The 14,143-nt window shown below is 45.1% G+C and carries 14 protein-coding genes; 5 read left to right on the top strand and 9 right to left on the bottom strand.

The annotated features are described in order from the left end of the window. Window positions 1-8 precede the first annotated feature (8 nt). The 5 genes from R7Z50_RS17540 (at window position 9) to R7Z50_RS17520 (ending at window position 4,906) form a co-directional block, all read left to right on the top strand. Complete coding sequence (locus tag R7Z50_RS17540) at window positions 9-980, top strand: tripartite tricarboxylate transporter substrate binding protein (RefSeq protein WP_206970886.1); 972 nt, start codon at window positions 9-11, stop codon at window positions 978-980. A 238-nt stretch (window positions 981-1,218) separates the two neighbouring features. After that, the gene (locus R7Z50_RS17535; protein WP_005377273.1) at window positions 1,219-1,713 is read left to right on the top strand and encodes a tripartite tricarboxylate transporter TctB family protein; all 495 of its coding nucleotides are present in this window, start codon (window positions 1,219-1,221) and stop codon (window positions 1,711-1,713) included. A 19-nt stretch (window positions 1,714-1,732) separates the two neighbouring features. Beyond that, window positions 1,733-3,259 (top strand): tripartite tricarboxylate transporter permease, encoded by a 1,527-nt coding sequence (locus R7Z50_RS17530; RefSeq protein WP_005388177.1) that lies wholly within the window; start codon window positions 1,733-1,735, stop codon window positions 3,257-3,259. Window positions 3,260-3,538: 279 nt separating this feature from the next. After that, window positions 3,539-4,054 (top strand): adenylate kinase, encoded by a 516-nt coding sequence (locus R7Z50_RS17525; protein WP_053307019.1) that lies wholly within the window; start codon window positions 3,539-3,541, stop codon window positions 4,052-4,054. 81 nt (window positions 4,055-4,135) lie between these two features. Next, on the top strand, window positions 4,136-4,906 hold the full coding sequence (locus tag R7Z50_RS17520) for a sulfite exporter TauE/SafE family protein (RefSeq protein WP_054728528.1): 771 nt from the start codon (window positions 4,136-4,138) through the stop codon (window positions 4,904-4,906). A 294-nt stretch (window positions 4,907-5,200) separates the two neighbouring features. On the opposite strand, the gene R7Z50_RS17515 is transcribed toward R7Z50_RS17520, so the two are convergent. From R7Z50_RS17515 to vscY, 9 genes are all read right to left on the bottom strand, one after another. Continuing rightward, window positions 5,201-6,172 (bottom strand): TAXI family TRAP transporter solute-binding subunit, encoded by a 972-nt coding sequence (locus R7Z50_RS17515; RefSeq protein WP_005388171.1) that lies wholly within the window; start codon window positions 6,170-6,172, stop codon window positions 5,201-5,203. A gap of 205 nt (window positions 6,173-6,377) precedes the next feature. Then, window positions 6,378-7,382, bottom strand: coding sequence for a type III secretion system translocon subunit VopD (gene vopD, locus R7Z50_RS17510; RefSeq protein WP_318149181.1), 1,005 nt, complete (start codon window positions 7,380-7,382; stop codon window positions 6,378-6,380). A gap of 10 nt (window positions 7,383-7,392) precedes the next feature. Next, the gene (gene vopB, locus R7Z50_RS17505) at window positions 7,393-8,592 is read right to left on the bottom strand and encodes a type III secretion system translocon subunit VopB (RefSeq protein WP_318149180.1); all 1,200 of its coding nucleotides are present in this window, start codon (window positions 8,590-8,592) and stop codon (window positions 7,393-7,395) included. A 7-nt stretch (window positions 8,593-8,599) separates the two neighbouring features. Then, on the bottom strand, window positions 8,600-9,085 hold the full coding sequence (vcrH, locus tag R7Z50_RS17500; RefSeq protein ID WP_005377258.1) for a SycD/LcrH family type III secretion system chaperone VcrH: 486 nt from the start codon (window positions 9,083-9,085) through the stop codon (window positions 8,600-8,602). 12 nt (window positions 9,086-9,097) lie between these two features. Beyond that, window positions 9,098-10,921: a virulence-associated V antigen gene (locus R7Z50_RS17495; protein ID WP_318149179.1), complete on the bottom strand. Its 1,824-nt coding sequence runs from the start codon at window positions 10,919-10,921 to the stop codon at window positions 9,098-9,100. Between the two features lie 10 nt (window positions 10,922-10,931). After that, the gene (locus tag R7Z50_RS17490) at window positions 10,932-11,216 is read right to left on the bottom strand and encodes an LcrG family type III secretion system chaperone (RefSeq protein ID WP_005377254.1); all 285 of its coding nucleotides are present in this window, start codon (window positions 11,214-11,216) and stop codon (window positions 10,932-10,934) included. 60 nt (window positions 11,217-11,276) lie between these two features. Further along, window positions 11,277-11,690 carry an LcrR family type III secretion system chaperone gene (locus R7Z50_RS17485; protein ID WP_053304394.1) on the bottom strand — a complete coding sequence of 138 codons (414 nt, stop codon included), beginning with the start codon at window positions 11,688-11,690 and terminating at the stop codon, window positions 11,277-11,279. Then, window positions 11,690-13,816 (bottom strand): SctV family type III secretion system export apparatus subunit VcrD, encoded by a 2,127-nt coding sequence (gene vcrD, locus R7Z50_RS17480; protein WP_318149178.1) that lies wholly within the window; start codon window positions 13,814-13,816, stop codon window positions 11,690-11,692. The genes R7Z50_RS17485 and vcrD overlap by 1 nt, the downstream gene beginning before the upstream one ends. Further along, on the bottom strand, window positions 13,800-14,141 hold the full coding sequence (gene vscY / locus R7Z50_RS17475; RefSeq protein ID WP_158156522.1) for a type III secretion system chaperone VscY: 342 nt from the start codon (window positions 14,139-14,141) through the stop codon (window positions 13,800-13,802). The genes vcrD and vscY overlap by 17 nt, the downstream gene beginning before the upstream one ends. Between the last annotated feature and the right edge of the window lie 2 nt (window positions 14,142-14,143).

Here is a 14,143-nt window from a genome sequence, read left to right as displayed (position 1 = left end):
ACGTGAACATGTTAAAGGTACTCAAACCAACGCTCGCCGCTTCAATCATCGCAGCTTCATTTTCATTCAACGCTCTTGCTGCAGATATTGAAAAAATGCACTTTCTTATCCCTGGAGGTGCCGGTGGCGGTTGGGACATGACCGCCCGAGGTACTGGTGATGTATTAATAAAGTTAGACATCGTCGAAACCGTATCATTTCAAAACCTATCTGGTGGTGGCGGTGGCAAAGCAATCGCACATTTGATTGAAACGGCTGATCGTCAAGAAGATACACTCATGGTGAACTCAACACCGATCGTCGTTCGCTCGCTCAGTGGGATCTTCCCACAATCTTTCCGCGACTTGACTCCTGTTGCCGCAACGGTTGCCGATTATGGCGCCATTGTTACATCAGCCGATTCTCCTTATAGCTCTTGGGAAGATGTCGTTAAAGCTTTTAAAGAAAACCCACGTAAGGTGAAGGTTGCTGGTGGCTCTGCTCGTGGTTCTATGGATCATTTGGTTATAGCAGCAGCTTTCAAAGGTGAAGGTTTTGATGCGCGTAAAGTTCGTTACATTGCCTATGATGCAGGTGGAAAAGCCATGGCTGCCCTACTTTCAGGCGAAACACAACTGCTCTCTACAGGGTTAGGTGAAGTACTCGAAATGTCTAAGTCTGGGCAAGTGAAAGTGTTAGCGATTACAGCACCAAAACGTTTAGAAGCTGCGCCTAACATTCCAACTCTCACCGAATATGGTAATGAAACTGTCTTTGCTAACTGGCGTGGATTCTTTGCAGCACCAGGCACAAGCCAAGAAAAGCTAGATGAATGGAATGCCGCATTTACTAAAATGTATAACACCGACGAATGGCAAGTCGTTCGAGACCGCAATGGTTGGATCGACAACTATAAAGCGGATAAAGCATTCTTCGCGTTTCTTGAAGATCAAGAGCAGCAGATGGGTGACTTAATGCGCGAGTTAGGCTTCCTGAAGTAACAATCGAATTGGGGTCCCTCAGATACCAACCTCAATGAATAACGTAGGTTGGTATTTCCCCATTGTATTTGCACTCTAAGTTTCACCGCATATGGACATTGTCGACAATCGGCATGCACACTCCTTTGTTTATATACCCAAAGCGGCTCGACTAGCAGCGAAATGCTTAATTGTTAATGGTTTAGTTTATTCATTGACGTCCATATGCGGTCTTTTTTACTTTTGTTAGGAGTTGAATATGCCTCGTTCAACCAACTTTTTCACCAAAGAGTATTTACTCTGTCGTGACCGCGTCGGCGCAATGATCTTTCTACTTTTCTGTCTTTGCTACGGTTATCAAACCTCACAAATTCCATTGTTTCCAGGTGATGAGTATGAACCATTCACCGCACGTACTCTGCCAACCATCCTGACTTACGTTGGTGTCGGCCTTTCTTTGCTATTGCTGGTGACAGGACAACCAGATAAACAAAGTGGCGCAGTGCTGACCTTCAATTGGAAGTTACTGATTGCCTTTTTAATTTTAATGGCGCTCTACGGCGTGGGCCTGACTTACTTAGGTTTTGTGATAGCTACTGGCTTGTTTTTATTGGCTGGCTTTTATCTGCTCGGGGAAAGACGTAAACCCGTTCTGTTTGGCGCGTCGTTTCCATTCGTGATCGCGTTCTACTTATTACTCACTCAAGGTTTGGACATCTATCTCGAACCGGGTTTGATTTTCACCATCTGGTAGTCAAAGAAAGGACTGAATTATGTTAGATGGAATTCTACAAGGTTTATCCACCGCAGTAATGCCAATGAACATTATGATGGTGATCGTTGGTTGCTTCGTCGGTACATTTATCGGCATGTTACCTGGACTTGGGCCGATCTCAGCCATTGCTTTGATGATCCCAATTACTTATGGCCTAGAGCCCTCCTCTGGCCTTATTTTAATGGCGGGTGTTTATTACGGTGCGGTATTTGGTGGCTCTACATCGTCGATTTTAATTAACGCGCCGGGTTGTTCTTCAACCGTGGTCACAGCATTTGACGGCTACCCAATGGCCCAAAAAGGCCAAGCAGGTAAAGCATTAGCTTTGGCAGCTTATTCGTCTTTCACTGGCGGTACGCTATCTGCCATTATGTTGCTTGTTGCCGCACCAGCATTGGCTAGCGTCTCCCTTAGCTTCCAATCGTCGGACTATTTTGCGTTGATGCTACTTGGGTTATCAGCTGTCGCGGCTTTTGCGGGGAAAGGTCAGGTAATCAAAGCGTGGATGATGACCATTCTTGGTTTGATGCTATCTACAGTTGGAATCGATAAAGGCGTAGGCGTTGAACGCTTTACCTTCGGTTTAACGGATTTAATGGATGGCTTTAGCTTCTTGTTGCTTGCAATGGCGACATTCGCACTGGGTGAGACATTGATGGGCATCCTTAAACCATCAAAAGACACCAGCGATGAAGAACAAGAAAAGCTGAGCAACATTGGCTCAATGAAAGTGACCAAGGAAGAAATCAAAGATGTTGCGCCTGTTTCAATTCGCTCTTCAATATTAGGTTTCTTCACTGGCGTTCTTCCTGGCGCAGGGGCAACCATTGCTGCTTTTTTAAGCTATGGTATGGAGCGCAACCTCGCACCTAAAGAGAAAAAGGATGAGTTCGGTAAAGGCAGTATACGTGGTTTGGTTGCGCCAGAGTCTGCGAACAATGCAGCATCTAGTGGTTCATTTGTACCGCTATTAACGCTTGGTATTCCGGGCTCTGGTACAACAGCAATAATGCTCGGTGCGCTGATCGCTTATGGTATTCAACCTGGCCCTCGCCTGTTTGTTGAACACCCAGATGTGTTCTGGTCAGTGATCATTTCCATGTACTTCGGCAACATCGTACTTGTGATCCTGAACTTACCGTTGATTCCGTACATTTCAAAGCTTTTGGCGGTTCCAAGAACGGTGCTTCTACCGATGATTTTATTCTTCTCAATCACCGGCGTTTATTTGGTCTCTTTTAATACTATGGATGTGTTCGTGATGCTGATTGTGGCTATGGCTGCCATTGCACTTCGGCTCGCTAACTTCCCACTCGCACCTTTATTGCTGGGCTTCATCCTTGGAGGATTAATGGAAGAGAACTTACGCCGCGCATTAATGATTTCAGATGGAGAACTGAGTTTCCTATGGGAGCGTCCTATTACCCTTACCTTTACTGTTTTAGCTGTATTGGTATTGGCAAGTCCACTAATCGTAAAGCTGATTCAAAAGTTTAAAGCACAGCCAGTCAGCGTTGAGCAGTAATCGCTGTCTCTTTCAACCTAGATAAAGCCATCCATCGTGATGGCTTTATCTTCCGCCCTCCAAATCGTTCGCTTATTGTGCAGATGGTATTGACAAATCACTGTCGTTATATGAAGGTGATTGTATGAACACACACTTAGCGCAACTTAACCAACGAATTATCATCATTCCATAGGAATGGTGGGATTTTTTGATGCGCTCAGTATTTATCGAACCCACCCATAACGGTGGGTTTTCTGTCTCTACCGTATGGGAAAAGCTCTCTTGGAGGCGGTCACAATGCAAAAAATAGCAGTTTTTGGTAAACCCGGCAGTGGAAAATCGACGGTAAGTAAAGTAATCGCGTCGGCTACCGGTCTTCCTCTTCATCAATTAGATTCAATAGTCTATAAACCAAACGGTGATCCCGTTGAGCGTAACGTTTTTGATGAAGCCCATAGCAATATACTAAGCTCAGATCGTTGGATTATAGATGGCCTTGGACCGATCAGCTCTTTTAACGCTCGTTTAGATGCAGCCGATACTCTCATTTATATTGATCTACCATACTCAGTAAGCTATTGGTTTGTGACGAAACGTCTCCTTAAAGGACTTTTCATTAAACCTGAAGGTTGGCCTGATGGTAGTTCGGTACTGAAAGGAACGTTACAAAGCTACAAAGTTCTTCAGCAATGCCCTGCATTCTGGAATGATGACTTTATGTCTCGCCTCGAGGGGTACTCTCAAACTAAAGCCGTTCATGTCATCAAAAACGTTACAGAACTGAACAATTTTGTTTTGGAGCGGGTAAAGTAAACCTCATATCAGAACATTAGAGCATGTAGGTTGGATCATCTGAAGCTCTAACAATGAAAAAGAACATAACAAGGATTGTTTATGCTTTTAGAACTCGCACTTTTATTCGTTGCTGGCGTAATTGGTGGGATCATTAACTCCATAGCAGGAGGCGGAAGCTTTATTACTTTTCCGGCTCTATTGGCAGTTGGTGTTCCTCCTATTATGGCTAACGCAACAAACACGTATGCTTCATGTGCGGGTTACATTAGCGGAGCCGTCGGGTTCAGAGAAGAGATCATGAAGAACAAGCATGAACTGCTGTTCACAGTCTCATTCAGTTTAGTCGGCGGCGCTGTCGGAGCATATCTGTTGCTCAACACGCCAGAATCGCTATTTATGGAAGCCATCCCTTGGTTACTCTTATTTGCCACCGTGCTTTTTCTCACCGGTTCTCGTTTAACAATGCTAATAAAAACTGTCGCGAAAGAGCACAAACATGCTGGCATACTCGGAGCAATTGCGTTGGGTTTACTACTTGTTGGTGTCTCTGCTTACGGTGGTTTTTTCAACGCAGGTTTAGGGGTTATTGTTCTGAGTTATCTGGTAGTAGCTGGTCACCAAGACATTAATTTAATGAACGGTTTGAAATTGCTCGTATCTACGTGTGTTTCACTCATTGCTATCGTGATTTTTGTTGCCAATGGTTCCATTGACTGGCAGACAGGTAGTGTTGTTTTGGTCGGTACGTTGGTAGGTGGGTATCTTGCAGCTCGTGTCTCTCGTCAACTGAATCCCAATCATGTTAAAGGGTTTGTTGCTCTTTCTTCTATTCTCATCACTATCTACTTTTTCATTGATGTTTATGTTTAAGCAAAACTTGTACAAGTGGATAACACTCCTACAAAAAACGCTAGCGCGAAAGATTAATGCAGATAGCTTAACGATTTTTTGTGTCACTCCAGCGAGGTTAGGAATCTAATAACACTACACTAAGCGGCTAATGAAACAATTTTGATCACAAAGTGCTCGGATAGAAGATCCTGTATCACGCTCCTTCGTCGCTGTACAGGATGACGAGAAATAGAAATATGCCACTCGCGGTTAAACGAGTGGCATTGATCGAGAAAGATGGCGTTTTACATCAATAATAAGAGAAAGTAACGCTTACTTAATCAGCCCTACTTCTTTGTAGTATTTGAGCGCTCCTGGGTGAAGAGGCGCAGATAAACCGTCTTTTACCATTTCCTCTTTCTTCAAGTTTGCAAACGCTGGGTGGAGACGGCGGAAATCATCGAAGTTTTCAAATACCGCTTTAACCACGTTATAAACCACATCTTCTGGTACCGCAGTAGAAGAAACAAACGTCGCGCCCACACCAAAGGTTTGAACATCACTATCTGTGCCACGATACATACCACCCGGGACATTTGCGACACGATAGAAGCTGTTGTCTGCAACCAGTTTTTCTACATTAGGTCCAGCTACCGTTACGATATTACTATCACACGACGTAGTGGCTTCTTTAATCGCTCCACTTGGGTGACCAACGGTATAAATCATCGCATCAATTTTGTTATCACAAAGTGCTTTTGATTGCTCTGCTGCTTTTAACTCAGAGACAAGCTTAAAGTCGTCGTTACTCCAACCATACTGGTTCATTAGCACTTCCATAGTACCTCGCTGACCAGAACCAGGATTACCAATGTTAACGCGCTTACCTTTCAAATCATCAAAAGTTTTGATGTTCGCGTCTTTACGTGCAACGACAGTAAACGGTTCTGGATGAACGGAGAATACGGCGCGTAGCTCTTTAAAAGGCCCGCTTTCTTCAAACTTACTGGTTCCTTTGTAAGCATGATACTGCCAGTCTGATTGCGCGATACCGAGGTCCAATTCACCAGCACGAATAGTGTTGATGTTATAAATCGATCCCCCAGTACTTTCTACCGAACAACGGATACCGTGATCTTCTCGCGATTTGTTAACCAAGCGACAAATAGCGCCACCAGTCGGATAATAAACCCCTGTTACTCCACCGGTACCAATCGTGACAAACGTTTCCTCCGCAGACGCAGAAAAGCCTGTTGTGAGTGCAGCCAAAGAAGCCGCAAGTGCGATTTGCTTAAACTTAAACATTGAACATCCCTTTTACTTGTGTTGATGACCGTTTAAGTATAGCAATCGTTAACAATTTGATAACGTTTAAGTTCTCATCCTTGGAGGTTGATTTATAGATATATACTTTTTTATCAACTTAACCTACTGATAAATAGCATTTAGACTTGAATCCCATAAAAAAAGCGTTGTATAAACAACGCTTTGTAGTTAGTGAAACGGATGGTTACACCGTTGGGACTGATGCTCGCCACGCTTGGTTCTGGCTATCTGAGATAGATCGGAACAAGTCACGTAGCTCTTTCAATAAGCCTTCTTGGAAACCAATGTTTTCATCGGCTTTCTGTTTGGCTGCTTGTGCGCGAGTCGCTTGTACTTCATCATCTTTGCTGCGCGCTTGCGCTTTGGTTTGCTCTACATTCGATGCTGAGTTTGCCATCTGGCCCAAAGCTTGAAGAATCGCGTTCTTCGCTTGGTTTGAGCTCATCAACTTATCGAACTTACGGCCACCACTTGTCAGCTGCGCTGTCGTGTCTGCGATATTGTCTTTCGCTAGTGAGTGCGCACGCTTAACCTGATCTTGCTGCGTTTTAGACAAGCTATTGTTATTTAATAACTCTTCTGCTTGATCGAAGCCAGCTTTTTGCGTTTTCAGTACATTATTGCTCGCCATTTCATTCTTGATTTCTTTCCCTGCTTTGAAAGAACCAAGGGCACCAATAATTGCGGTAGCACCCGCTAGTACACCCGAAACGACTGCCATCGCGATCATCGCGCTTGCCGAGTTGTTTAGTTCTGCCGCTTGGCTTTCTAAACTCGCGACGTTTGCTTCAACAGCAATTTCACGTTGTAGCACTTGCTGCTCACGGCTCAGCTTTGATACTTGATACAACAATGTTAATAGCGTCAACGATTGTGATACCGCATCTGATGGTGACTTGATCACCTCCTCACCGTTAAGCGCTTTCATCGTTGTGCTCATTAATGAGCTCACCGTCGGTGCAAGAGCGCTCATTAGGTTTGCAACAACTTGAGCTTGGTTACTCACTGTAGGAGCTTTAGGCGTCTCTAACTGGTAGCGTGCTGCACCAGCAGCACCTGACTCACTTTGGCTTTTAACGGCGCCCGCTTCAAGCTTTGTTTCCGGCGCTTTTTCTGCTTTGTTGGTTTTAATGGTATCGCCTAAACCGTATAGTTCACCACGACCCGTTCCGCCTACTTTATCTAGCATAATAAACTCCTTATACCGTTGCAGGACGGCTTAACACCGTTTGCATAGTTTCACTTTTCGCTTGAATCATTTGCATGATGAGACTCATCAGCTCTTGGAAGTCTTCCATCAACTTACCAATCTCTTCTTTGAGCTTATCAATGACAGCCTGGCTTAACGTCATTTTGGCTCGAAGGTCTGTGATATCAGCCTGAATCTCTGTCACGTGAGCATTGTTAGCAGCGTGGACACTGTCCGTTGCGCCTTTACCCACGTTGACGGCAAGATCGACGGTTTCTGCGCCATAACGAATCGCTTTCGCTGTTGTTGTCGCAGCTTTTGTGCCCATATCCGCCACTTTCGCCATGTTTGCAGCGGCTTTCGTAGCGATTTCCGTGACCTTTTGAGCTACCTTACCAGCACCTTTCGCTGCAAGTTTCGCGATACCGCCAGCTGCTGCACCACCAAACGTCACAACAGCTCCGATAACCGCGACGGCGATTTCTAATGCCATTACGACTTTGTTTAACACATCGACATTTACGCCCGCTTCTTTTAGCGCATCTTGAACGGCTGGCTCTTGCAACGCCATGCTCACTGCTCCCATGACGCCACCAGCGATCATAAGTGCACCGGCTGCTGCACCAACACCCGTTGCCACCATTACGGCACCAACAACAATAGAAACCACCGCACTGATCCAACCAAAGATCTTCGCTGCTAAGCCTGATTTTTGGGCTTCTTTTGCAGCGGCTTCCGATTCTTTGATTTTGTCTTGGTTTTCCACCATCTCTTTTTCGTGCTTAGCTTTTGCGACCTTCACTTCCTGAATTTTCAGCTCGTTTTGAGCACTTTTCAGTTTATCCGTGATAGCAGCAAGCTCTACTTCAAAATCATCAGCAGATCCTGCGATGATTTTGACGGCAATCGAACCTGTTTGGTCTGCAACTGCATGGAGAGATTTTGCAATGGTATCGACGATCTTTTGCAGCTGTGCCATGGCTTTTAGCGTCAAATCATTCACTTTGTCACTAACAACTGCGTTAGGTGCATCTAACTGAACTTTTACTTTTCCGGTGTTCAGTACATCTGCATCTTTACTCTTCACGTTTTCTACCGTCACAGAAGGCGTCGCTGTAGACGTCGTTTTCTGCACGTTATCTAACGTGGCTTGGCCAGATTCAGGGCTATAAACCTGTGTCTGGATGCGGTCAAGTGCAATAGAACTCATAGTCTAATTACTCCTTTTTATTTCTCACCGCTTCTAACATGATGCCTGCACGCTCATGCAAATCTGCATATTGTGATTTTCCGGCAGACATCTCCTTCGCGCTGTAAAACCCACTCTCTGCTTCTGTCAGTTGTTCCAGTTTAAGGTGACATTCAGCAGAGTGAAAAGGTGGGCGTGGATCATTTACGTCCACTAGCGCTGCGTAGCTGTAGGCGTCTATTGCCTGCAGATACTCACCCAACTCCTGACGAGCCGCGCCAAGGCCAATGAAAAATCGCGCCTGATAATGATCAAGCATGCTGAGTAATTGAAATACTTTCGCTGCTTGCTCAATCTTTCCCGATTGGAAAAAGTTGTAACCTACGGCATAAATATGTTCGATGGTGTCCTGAGACACATCGTGCAACATTTTTAGCGTGCCTCCCTCTTCCAGAAAAGACAGCAGCTCTTCTGCTTGCATTTGGGATGGATCGGTCGCGTTTGTTTTAGTCATGGTTGGTTATCCTTAAATGGCTCGTAGGATTTCTTGTAAAATACTGTGGTACTTCTGAACAAACTTGTTCATCGCTTCAACGGTCGAGTTGTATTGAGAACTGGTGTCGTTCAGCTCAGTGGTTTTGATTTGCACTTCATCGTTAAGCAACTTGGATTTAGCACTGACAGAACTAGAAAAATTAGACAGTTTTTTCGACTTCTCTTCGTCTTGGTACGACGCACCATCACCGATAGTAATACCTTGTGTTTGAAGGAAGTCTCGATGGTTTGTTATCTTATTATCCGTCAAATACTTGTACTCAGGTGAAGCTTCAAAATCCGTTTGATTGCTGTAGTTAAAGTCACTCGCTTTGAAGTTACTTTCTGGATATCCCGGCTTATAAACCCCATCAACACTTTGCGTAGAGTGAATTTTTGATTGCACAACACCAAAAACTTTAAGCTGTATTGTGAGATCCTCTAATGCCTCTTTCTGGTCATTACGTTTCTCTAAACGGTTAACACGACGCTCATTTAGTGCAAGCAGCACTTGCTCATCAAAACGGTCTCCAATGCTGGACTCAACAACGGCCAACAAATCACGAGCCGTTAGAGAGTGCTCTGCTCTCACCTCGCGATCCGCTTTCTCTTTGTCGGTGATATTGAGTAGACGCTCTTTCAATGCCCCTAAGTTTTTGCGCAATGCCTCGTATCGCTCAGTAAATGAAGCCCCGGTAGATTCACCTTTTACTATTTTTTCAAACTGTAATCGGATATCTCGTTCGGTGTTTTCTTTGATCAAATTAACTTGAGCTGCCGTTATTTGTGTCTTTTGGACATCGGCTATCGCGCTGTCCTGGTAAAAGTCGTCGATTTCTATATTTGTTAAACTCACCGCGAAGTTGGCGAACAGACTAGAAAGGGTCAAAGGCTCAGTTCCACCAATGACAATATTAAGTGCTGCTTTTAGATTGTTCGTTCCACTCGCCTCACCATAAGCTGCGCTATATTGGCCTTTCACTTGAGCGGCCATTTCATCTAACGCTTCTTTAAGCTGCTGCTTAGAAATACCAGGAGTCCAGGTAATTCTGCTAGCTAGCGCACTTGCGTCATCGGTGCTTAAAGTAATACCGATGCCTTGAAAACTACTTTTTAATTGAGCTGAGACTTGAAGGGCGAAACTCTCTTTAGTCAACAGAAAGTCCGAGCTCTTCAGTTGCGCGAGATTAACGGAACCTAAGCTACTAAAGGCATTGCGAAGAAAAGAAATAGAAGCATCTCTCACTTCACGGGAGCCCATTTGATTAGCAAGCTCTGCAACAAAAAGAGAAATTTCTTTGGTGGCATTAGCCAGACCTGTCTCGGAGAGGTTGGCGATCTGCTCCGCTTGGTTACTCTGAGTGCCCAGATTAAATTGACTAACAAACTCAGTAGACAACGAGCTATCTACGTTTTCCGTCAGTAACTTACTAAACCAAGCCTGAAACTGATTTGATAGCGTTTGGTTTGTTTGAGCATTAAACTCGGCTGCGGTTAATTCGCCATCTGAGTTAGCACTTTGTAGCGACTTTATCCAAACAGATGCGGTGTCGGTCAATGATATATCAGCAAACGCGTTATTTTTCGCTTTTAGGTTTTCAAGTGTATCAACATAAAGCGCGATGCTTTGTGATTCCGTTTGTCCCGAGATAGTTGGCAATGAAGAGATTAGAGAGGCAAGTTGCTGAGTCTCTGCTTCACCCAGTACAGGGGTAAATGCCTCTATCAAGTTTTGTTGGAAAGTGGGTAATGGTGCACTACTCGCAGCTGTGTCTGTTGCTCCTATCGTAGAGCCAGTCGTTTTCATATTCGTCATTTCCAAACCTCTAAATCATCATGCCGCGCATCACTGTGGGACGCTTTCTGCGTTTACCTGACGTACCTTGTAGCTGAGTTTGTTGTTGCCGGCGGCGCTGGACTTCGTCTATTAGCTCTTGCTCTGCACGTTTCATGGTATCTACTGGTGCTTTTATGCCGCCAAGTAAAACATCACCCGCAACAGGACCAACACCTAAGCCTTCCAATAGCTCGTTAAAAATATCGGTTCTGTCTTCAGCTTTTCTAATGGCAAGCTCAGCGTTCTCAATCGCATCGGTAAACGGTTGCTTCATCTTGATTCCTATCTTAAAGCGGGTCATCTCATCGGTGCTGTCAGTAACAGTCGTGAGTTTTTACTTTTTCAACTTTTTCAAAGGTCTATAATCTGCTAGGCGTAAACAGTACCAGTCGTCTAGCTCATCATGGCTTGCACCGCATGCTTTTAGATAGAATTGTGCCAATCGCTGGCTGCTCATGTTGCTACCACGTAACACATCGACGTTGCCGCGAATGACCCAATCGGAGGGATAAAGTTGAATGGCATGTTCAGCCAAAAGAAATAAGCCGGCAAAGGGGTTACTCAACCCCAATTTGGGACGAACGCGTTTCAGAAGAACGATGATGATTTCACCGTCCTCCACCCGAAAAACGAGCTCTAAGCCTTCAACTTCAATTCGATAACCAAGTTGAATTTCACTTTGTTGCCAAAAGTATGGCGTCACTTCGATCCCCGCTTGCGCCAGCGAGAGTATTAGTTTTGTTTTCATTACATCCCCACCCTTCCAAGTGGCTGAATATTGATTTGCTGGGTTAGTTCTTGAAATGACAAAACGGGCAGATCGTAGTATTCCGATTCAATAAGCTTTCGCACATATCGGCGTACATCCATAGACACAACTAGCACAGGTTTATTCGGCATGCGGCTTAAGTCACCAATGGTCTGTTTCACATCACTGACAAATTGTTGCGTTACTGACGGATCTAACGCCAAGTAACTCCCTGCTGAGGTTTGACGAATACCGCTGCGTATTGTGTCTTCGAGATTTTGATCCAATAAGTAAGCGGGCAACATGTTTTGTCCGCTCGCGTATTTGTAGCAAATGTAACGTTTTAAGCTGGAACGAATGTACTCCGTCAGCTGTACAACATCTTTCTCTTTTTGGCCCCACTCAACCATCGCTTCCAAGATCACGCGAAGGTTTCGGATAGAAATGTCTTCAGAAACCAAGCGTTGCAAGATTTCCGTCATTTTTTGCAACGGAACAATACGCTGGGCTTCTTTGACTAGCTCCGAATAACCGCCTTCCATCTGCTCCAACAGATAACGCGTCTCCTGAATACCAATAAAGTCTTGTGCGTACTCCTTGAGAACATGAGACAAGTGGTACGTTAAAATTCTGTCGGGTGTGAGAAAACCTACATGACTGGCTACGAGTTTTTGCTCATAACTCTGTGCCACCCAAATGCTAGAAATACCAGGTAGAAAATCTTCATCTTGCTCATAAGGCACGCCTAATAAATCGATCTGTTCATTCCCTTCTGTCACCAAGAGTTGATCTTTAACAATTCGTCCTCGTGCAACCGGGACTTCTTGTAACTGAATTAAGTACTCGCCATTTTGCATCCCCTCGTTAAAGCGCAGGTGGATGCCTGGGAAAGGCACGCCTAGGTCGAGATATAGTGCGCGTCTAACCCTTGCTAGCTCTTCATTTAATGCGACCGCTTCCAAGCTTTCCTGAAGGCTCGCGTCAAGATCGATCAAGAGTGGGACCGTCATGGCAAACTCTTCTTGCTCACCTAATTTGCCTTTACTGTTTCTAGATGGAGTGGGTTTGCTTGGCTTCGCTGCTGGCGAACCGGCCCCTTGCGAAACAAAGCTTGATAAGTCGGTGCTATCTGATTCAGCTTGTTTTTTCTGTTGATAGAAAAGGAAGAAACCACCACCACCAACCACGGCGGCCAAGACAAGAAAAGTGATTTTTGGAAACCCAGGGATGAGTGCGAACAGCACCAAAAGCACACCACCAATAAGAAGCGCACGTGGCTGAGCAATCACCTGCCCACCAATGTCCGACCCAAGATCAGAAGAGTCTTCATGAGAAACACGCGTCACGATAATACCGGCGGTAATCGCGATAAAGAGTGCCGGGATCTGCGACACCAAACCATCGCCAACGGTCAAAATCGCAAATAACTCAAGTGCTTCAGAAGCACTCATGCCTTTTTGCGTTACCCCGATCGTGACGCCACCTAAGATGTTGACCACAATGATGACCAGACCCGCAATGGAGTCGCCTTTAACGAACTTCATCGCGCCATCCATCGAGCCATACATTTGGCTTTCTTTTTCAATCAGTGATCGTCGGTGCCTAGCTTCGTGTACGTCAATTACTCCAGCACGCATGTCACCGTCAATACTCATCTGCTTACCAGGCATCGCATCGAGTGAGAAGCGCGCACTAACTTCTGCTACCCTTTCTGAGCCTTTGGTGATCACCATAAACTGAACAATGGTAATGATCAGGAACACAACAATACCGACCACTAAGTTACCGCCCACAACGAAGTTACCGAATGTATAAACGATTTGACCAGCATCGCCTTGTAGCAAGATCAAGCGGGTTGTCGTGATAGATAAAGACAGACGAAACAATGTCGTGATCAATAGCACCGCAGGAAATGCAGAGAACTCAAGTGGCGTGGTGATGTAAATCGCTAACATAAGCAGCACCACCGCAATGCTCATGTTGGTGCCAATCAGCACATCCACCAGTGCGGTAGGAAGTGGCAATATCATCATAAAGACGATCGCGAGTAACATCACCGCAAGCATGATGTCTTTGCGTTGCCCTACTTTGTTTAGAATATCGATCAACTTATTCATGTGATTCACTATTTAAAGATTGCAGATAGCGTCGGTGCGCTTGGCGTGCCCCATCGACGTCATTTTGTTTCCAACGCGCTTGGCTTAAACAAAACCAGAGTCCTGCCGAGTCAGGATGAAGGTCGGATTTTAATAAGTGCTCACACACCTCAATCGTCCGGGTATATCGACCACTTTGTAAACACGCCACAGCAAGTGTTTGCATCGCCTCTTTGTGATGCGGTTCTATTTCTAGAACCGCATCGAGAATAGAAATGGCATGCTCTGGCTTTTGGTATTGAACTTGTAGCGCAGCGTGAACAAGTAAGAGTTCAATGTCTTTGGATCTCAACATGT

The organism is Vibrio sp. 1249-1, from assembly GCF_033340495.1.
Note: the sequence above shows the minus strand (reverse complement) of the source record. Positions and strands in the feature narration are given on the sequence as shown.

Excerpts from the sequence above, each read along its gene's own strand:
- R7Z50_RS17540 (WP_206970886.1), top strand. The coding sequence starts at position 9 with ATGTTAAAGGTACTCAAACCAACGCTCGCCGCTTCAATCATCGCAGCT.
- R7Z50_RS17535 (WP_005377273.1), top strand. The coding sequence starts at position 1,219 with ATGCCTCGTTCAACCAACTTTTTCACCAAAGAGTATTTACTCTGTCGT.
- R7Z50_RS17530 (WP_005388177.1), top strand. The coding sequence starts at position 1,733 with ATGTTAGATGGAATTCTACAAGGTTTATCCACCGCAGTAATGCCAATG.
- R7Z50_RS17525 (WP_053307019.1), top strand. The coding sequence starts at position 3,539 with ATGCAAAAAATAGCAGTTTTTGGTAAACCCGGCAGTGGAAAATCGACG.
- R7Z50_RS17520 (WP_054728528.1), top strand. The coding sequence starts at position 4,136 with ATGCTTTTAGAACTCGCACTTTTATTCGTTGCTGGCGTAATTGGTGGG.
- R7Z50_RS17515 (WP_005388171.1), bottom strand. The coding sequence starts at position 6,172 with ATGTTTAAGTTTAAGCAAATCGCACTTGCGGCTTCTTTGGCTGCACTC.
- vopD (WP_318149181.1), bottom strand. The coding sequence starts at position 7,382 with ATGCTAGATAAAGTAGGCGGAACGGGTCGTGGTGAACTATACGGTTTA.
- vopB (WP_318149180.1), bottom strand. The coding sequence starts at position 8,592 with ATGAGTTCTATTGCACTTGACCGCATCCAGACACAGGTTTATAGCCCT.
- vcrH (WP_005377258.1), bottom strand. The coding sequence starts at position 9,085 with ATGACTAAAACAAACGCGACCGATCCATCCCAAATGCAAGCAGAAGAG.
- R7Z50_RS17495 (WP_318149179.1), bottom strand. The coding sequence starts at position 10,921 with ATGACGAATATGAAAACGACTGGCTCTACGATAGGAGCAACAGACACA.
- R7Z50_RS17490 (WP_005377254.1), bottom strand. The coding sequence starts at position 11,216 with ATGAAGCAACCGTTTACCGATGCGATTGAGAACGCTGAGCTTGCCATT.
- R7Z50_RS17485 (WP_053304394.1), bottom strand. The coding sequence starts at position 11,690 with ATGAAAACAAAACTAATACTCTCGCTGGCGCAAGCGGGGATCGAAGTG.
- vscY (WP_158156522.1), bottom strand. The coding sequence starts at position 14,141 with ATGTTGAGATCCAAAGACATTGAACTCTTACTTGTTCACGCTGCGCTA.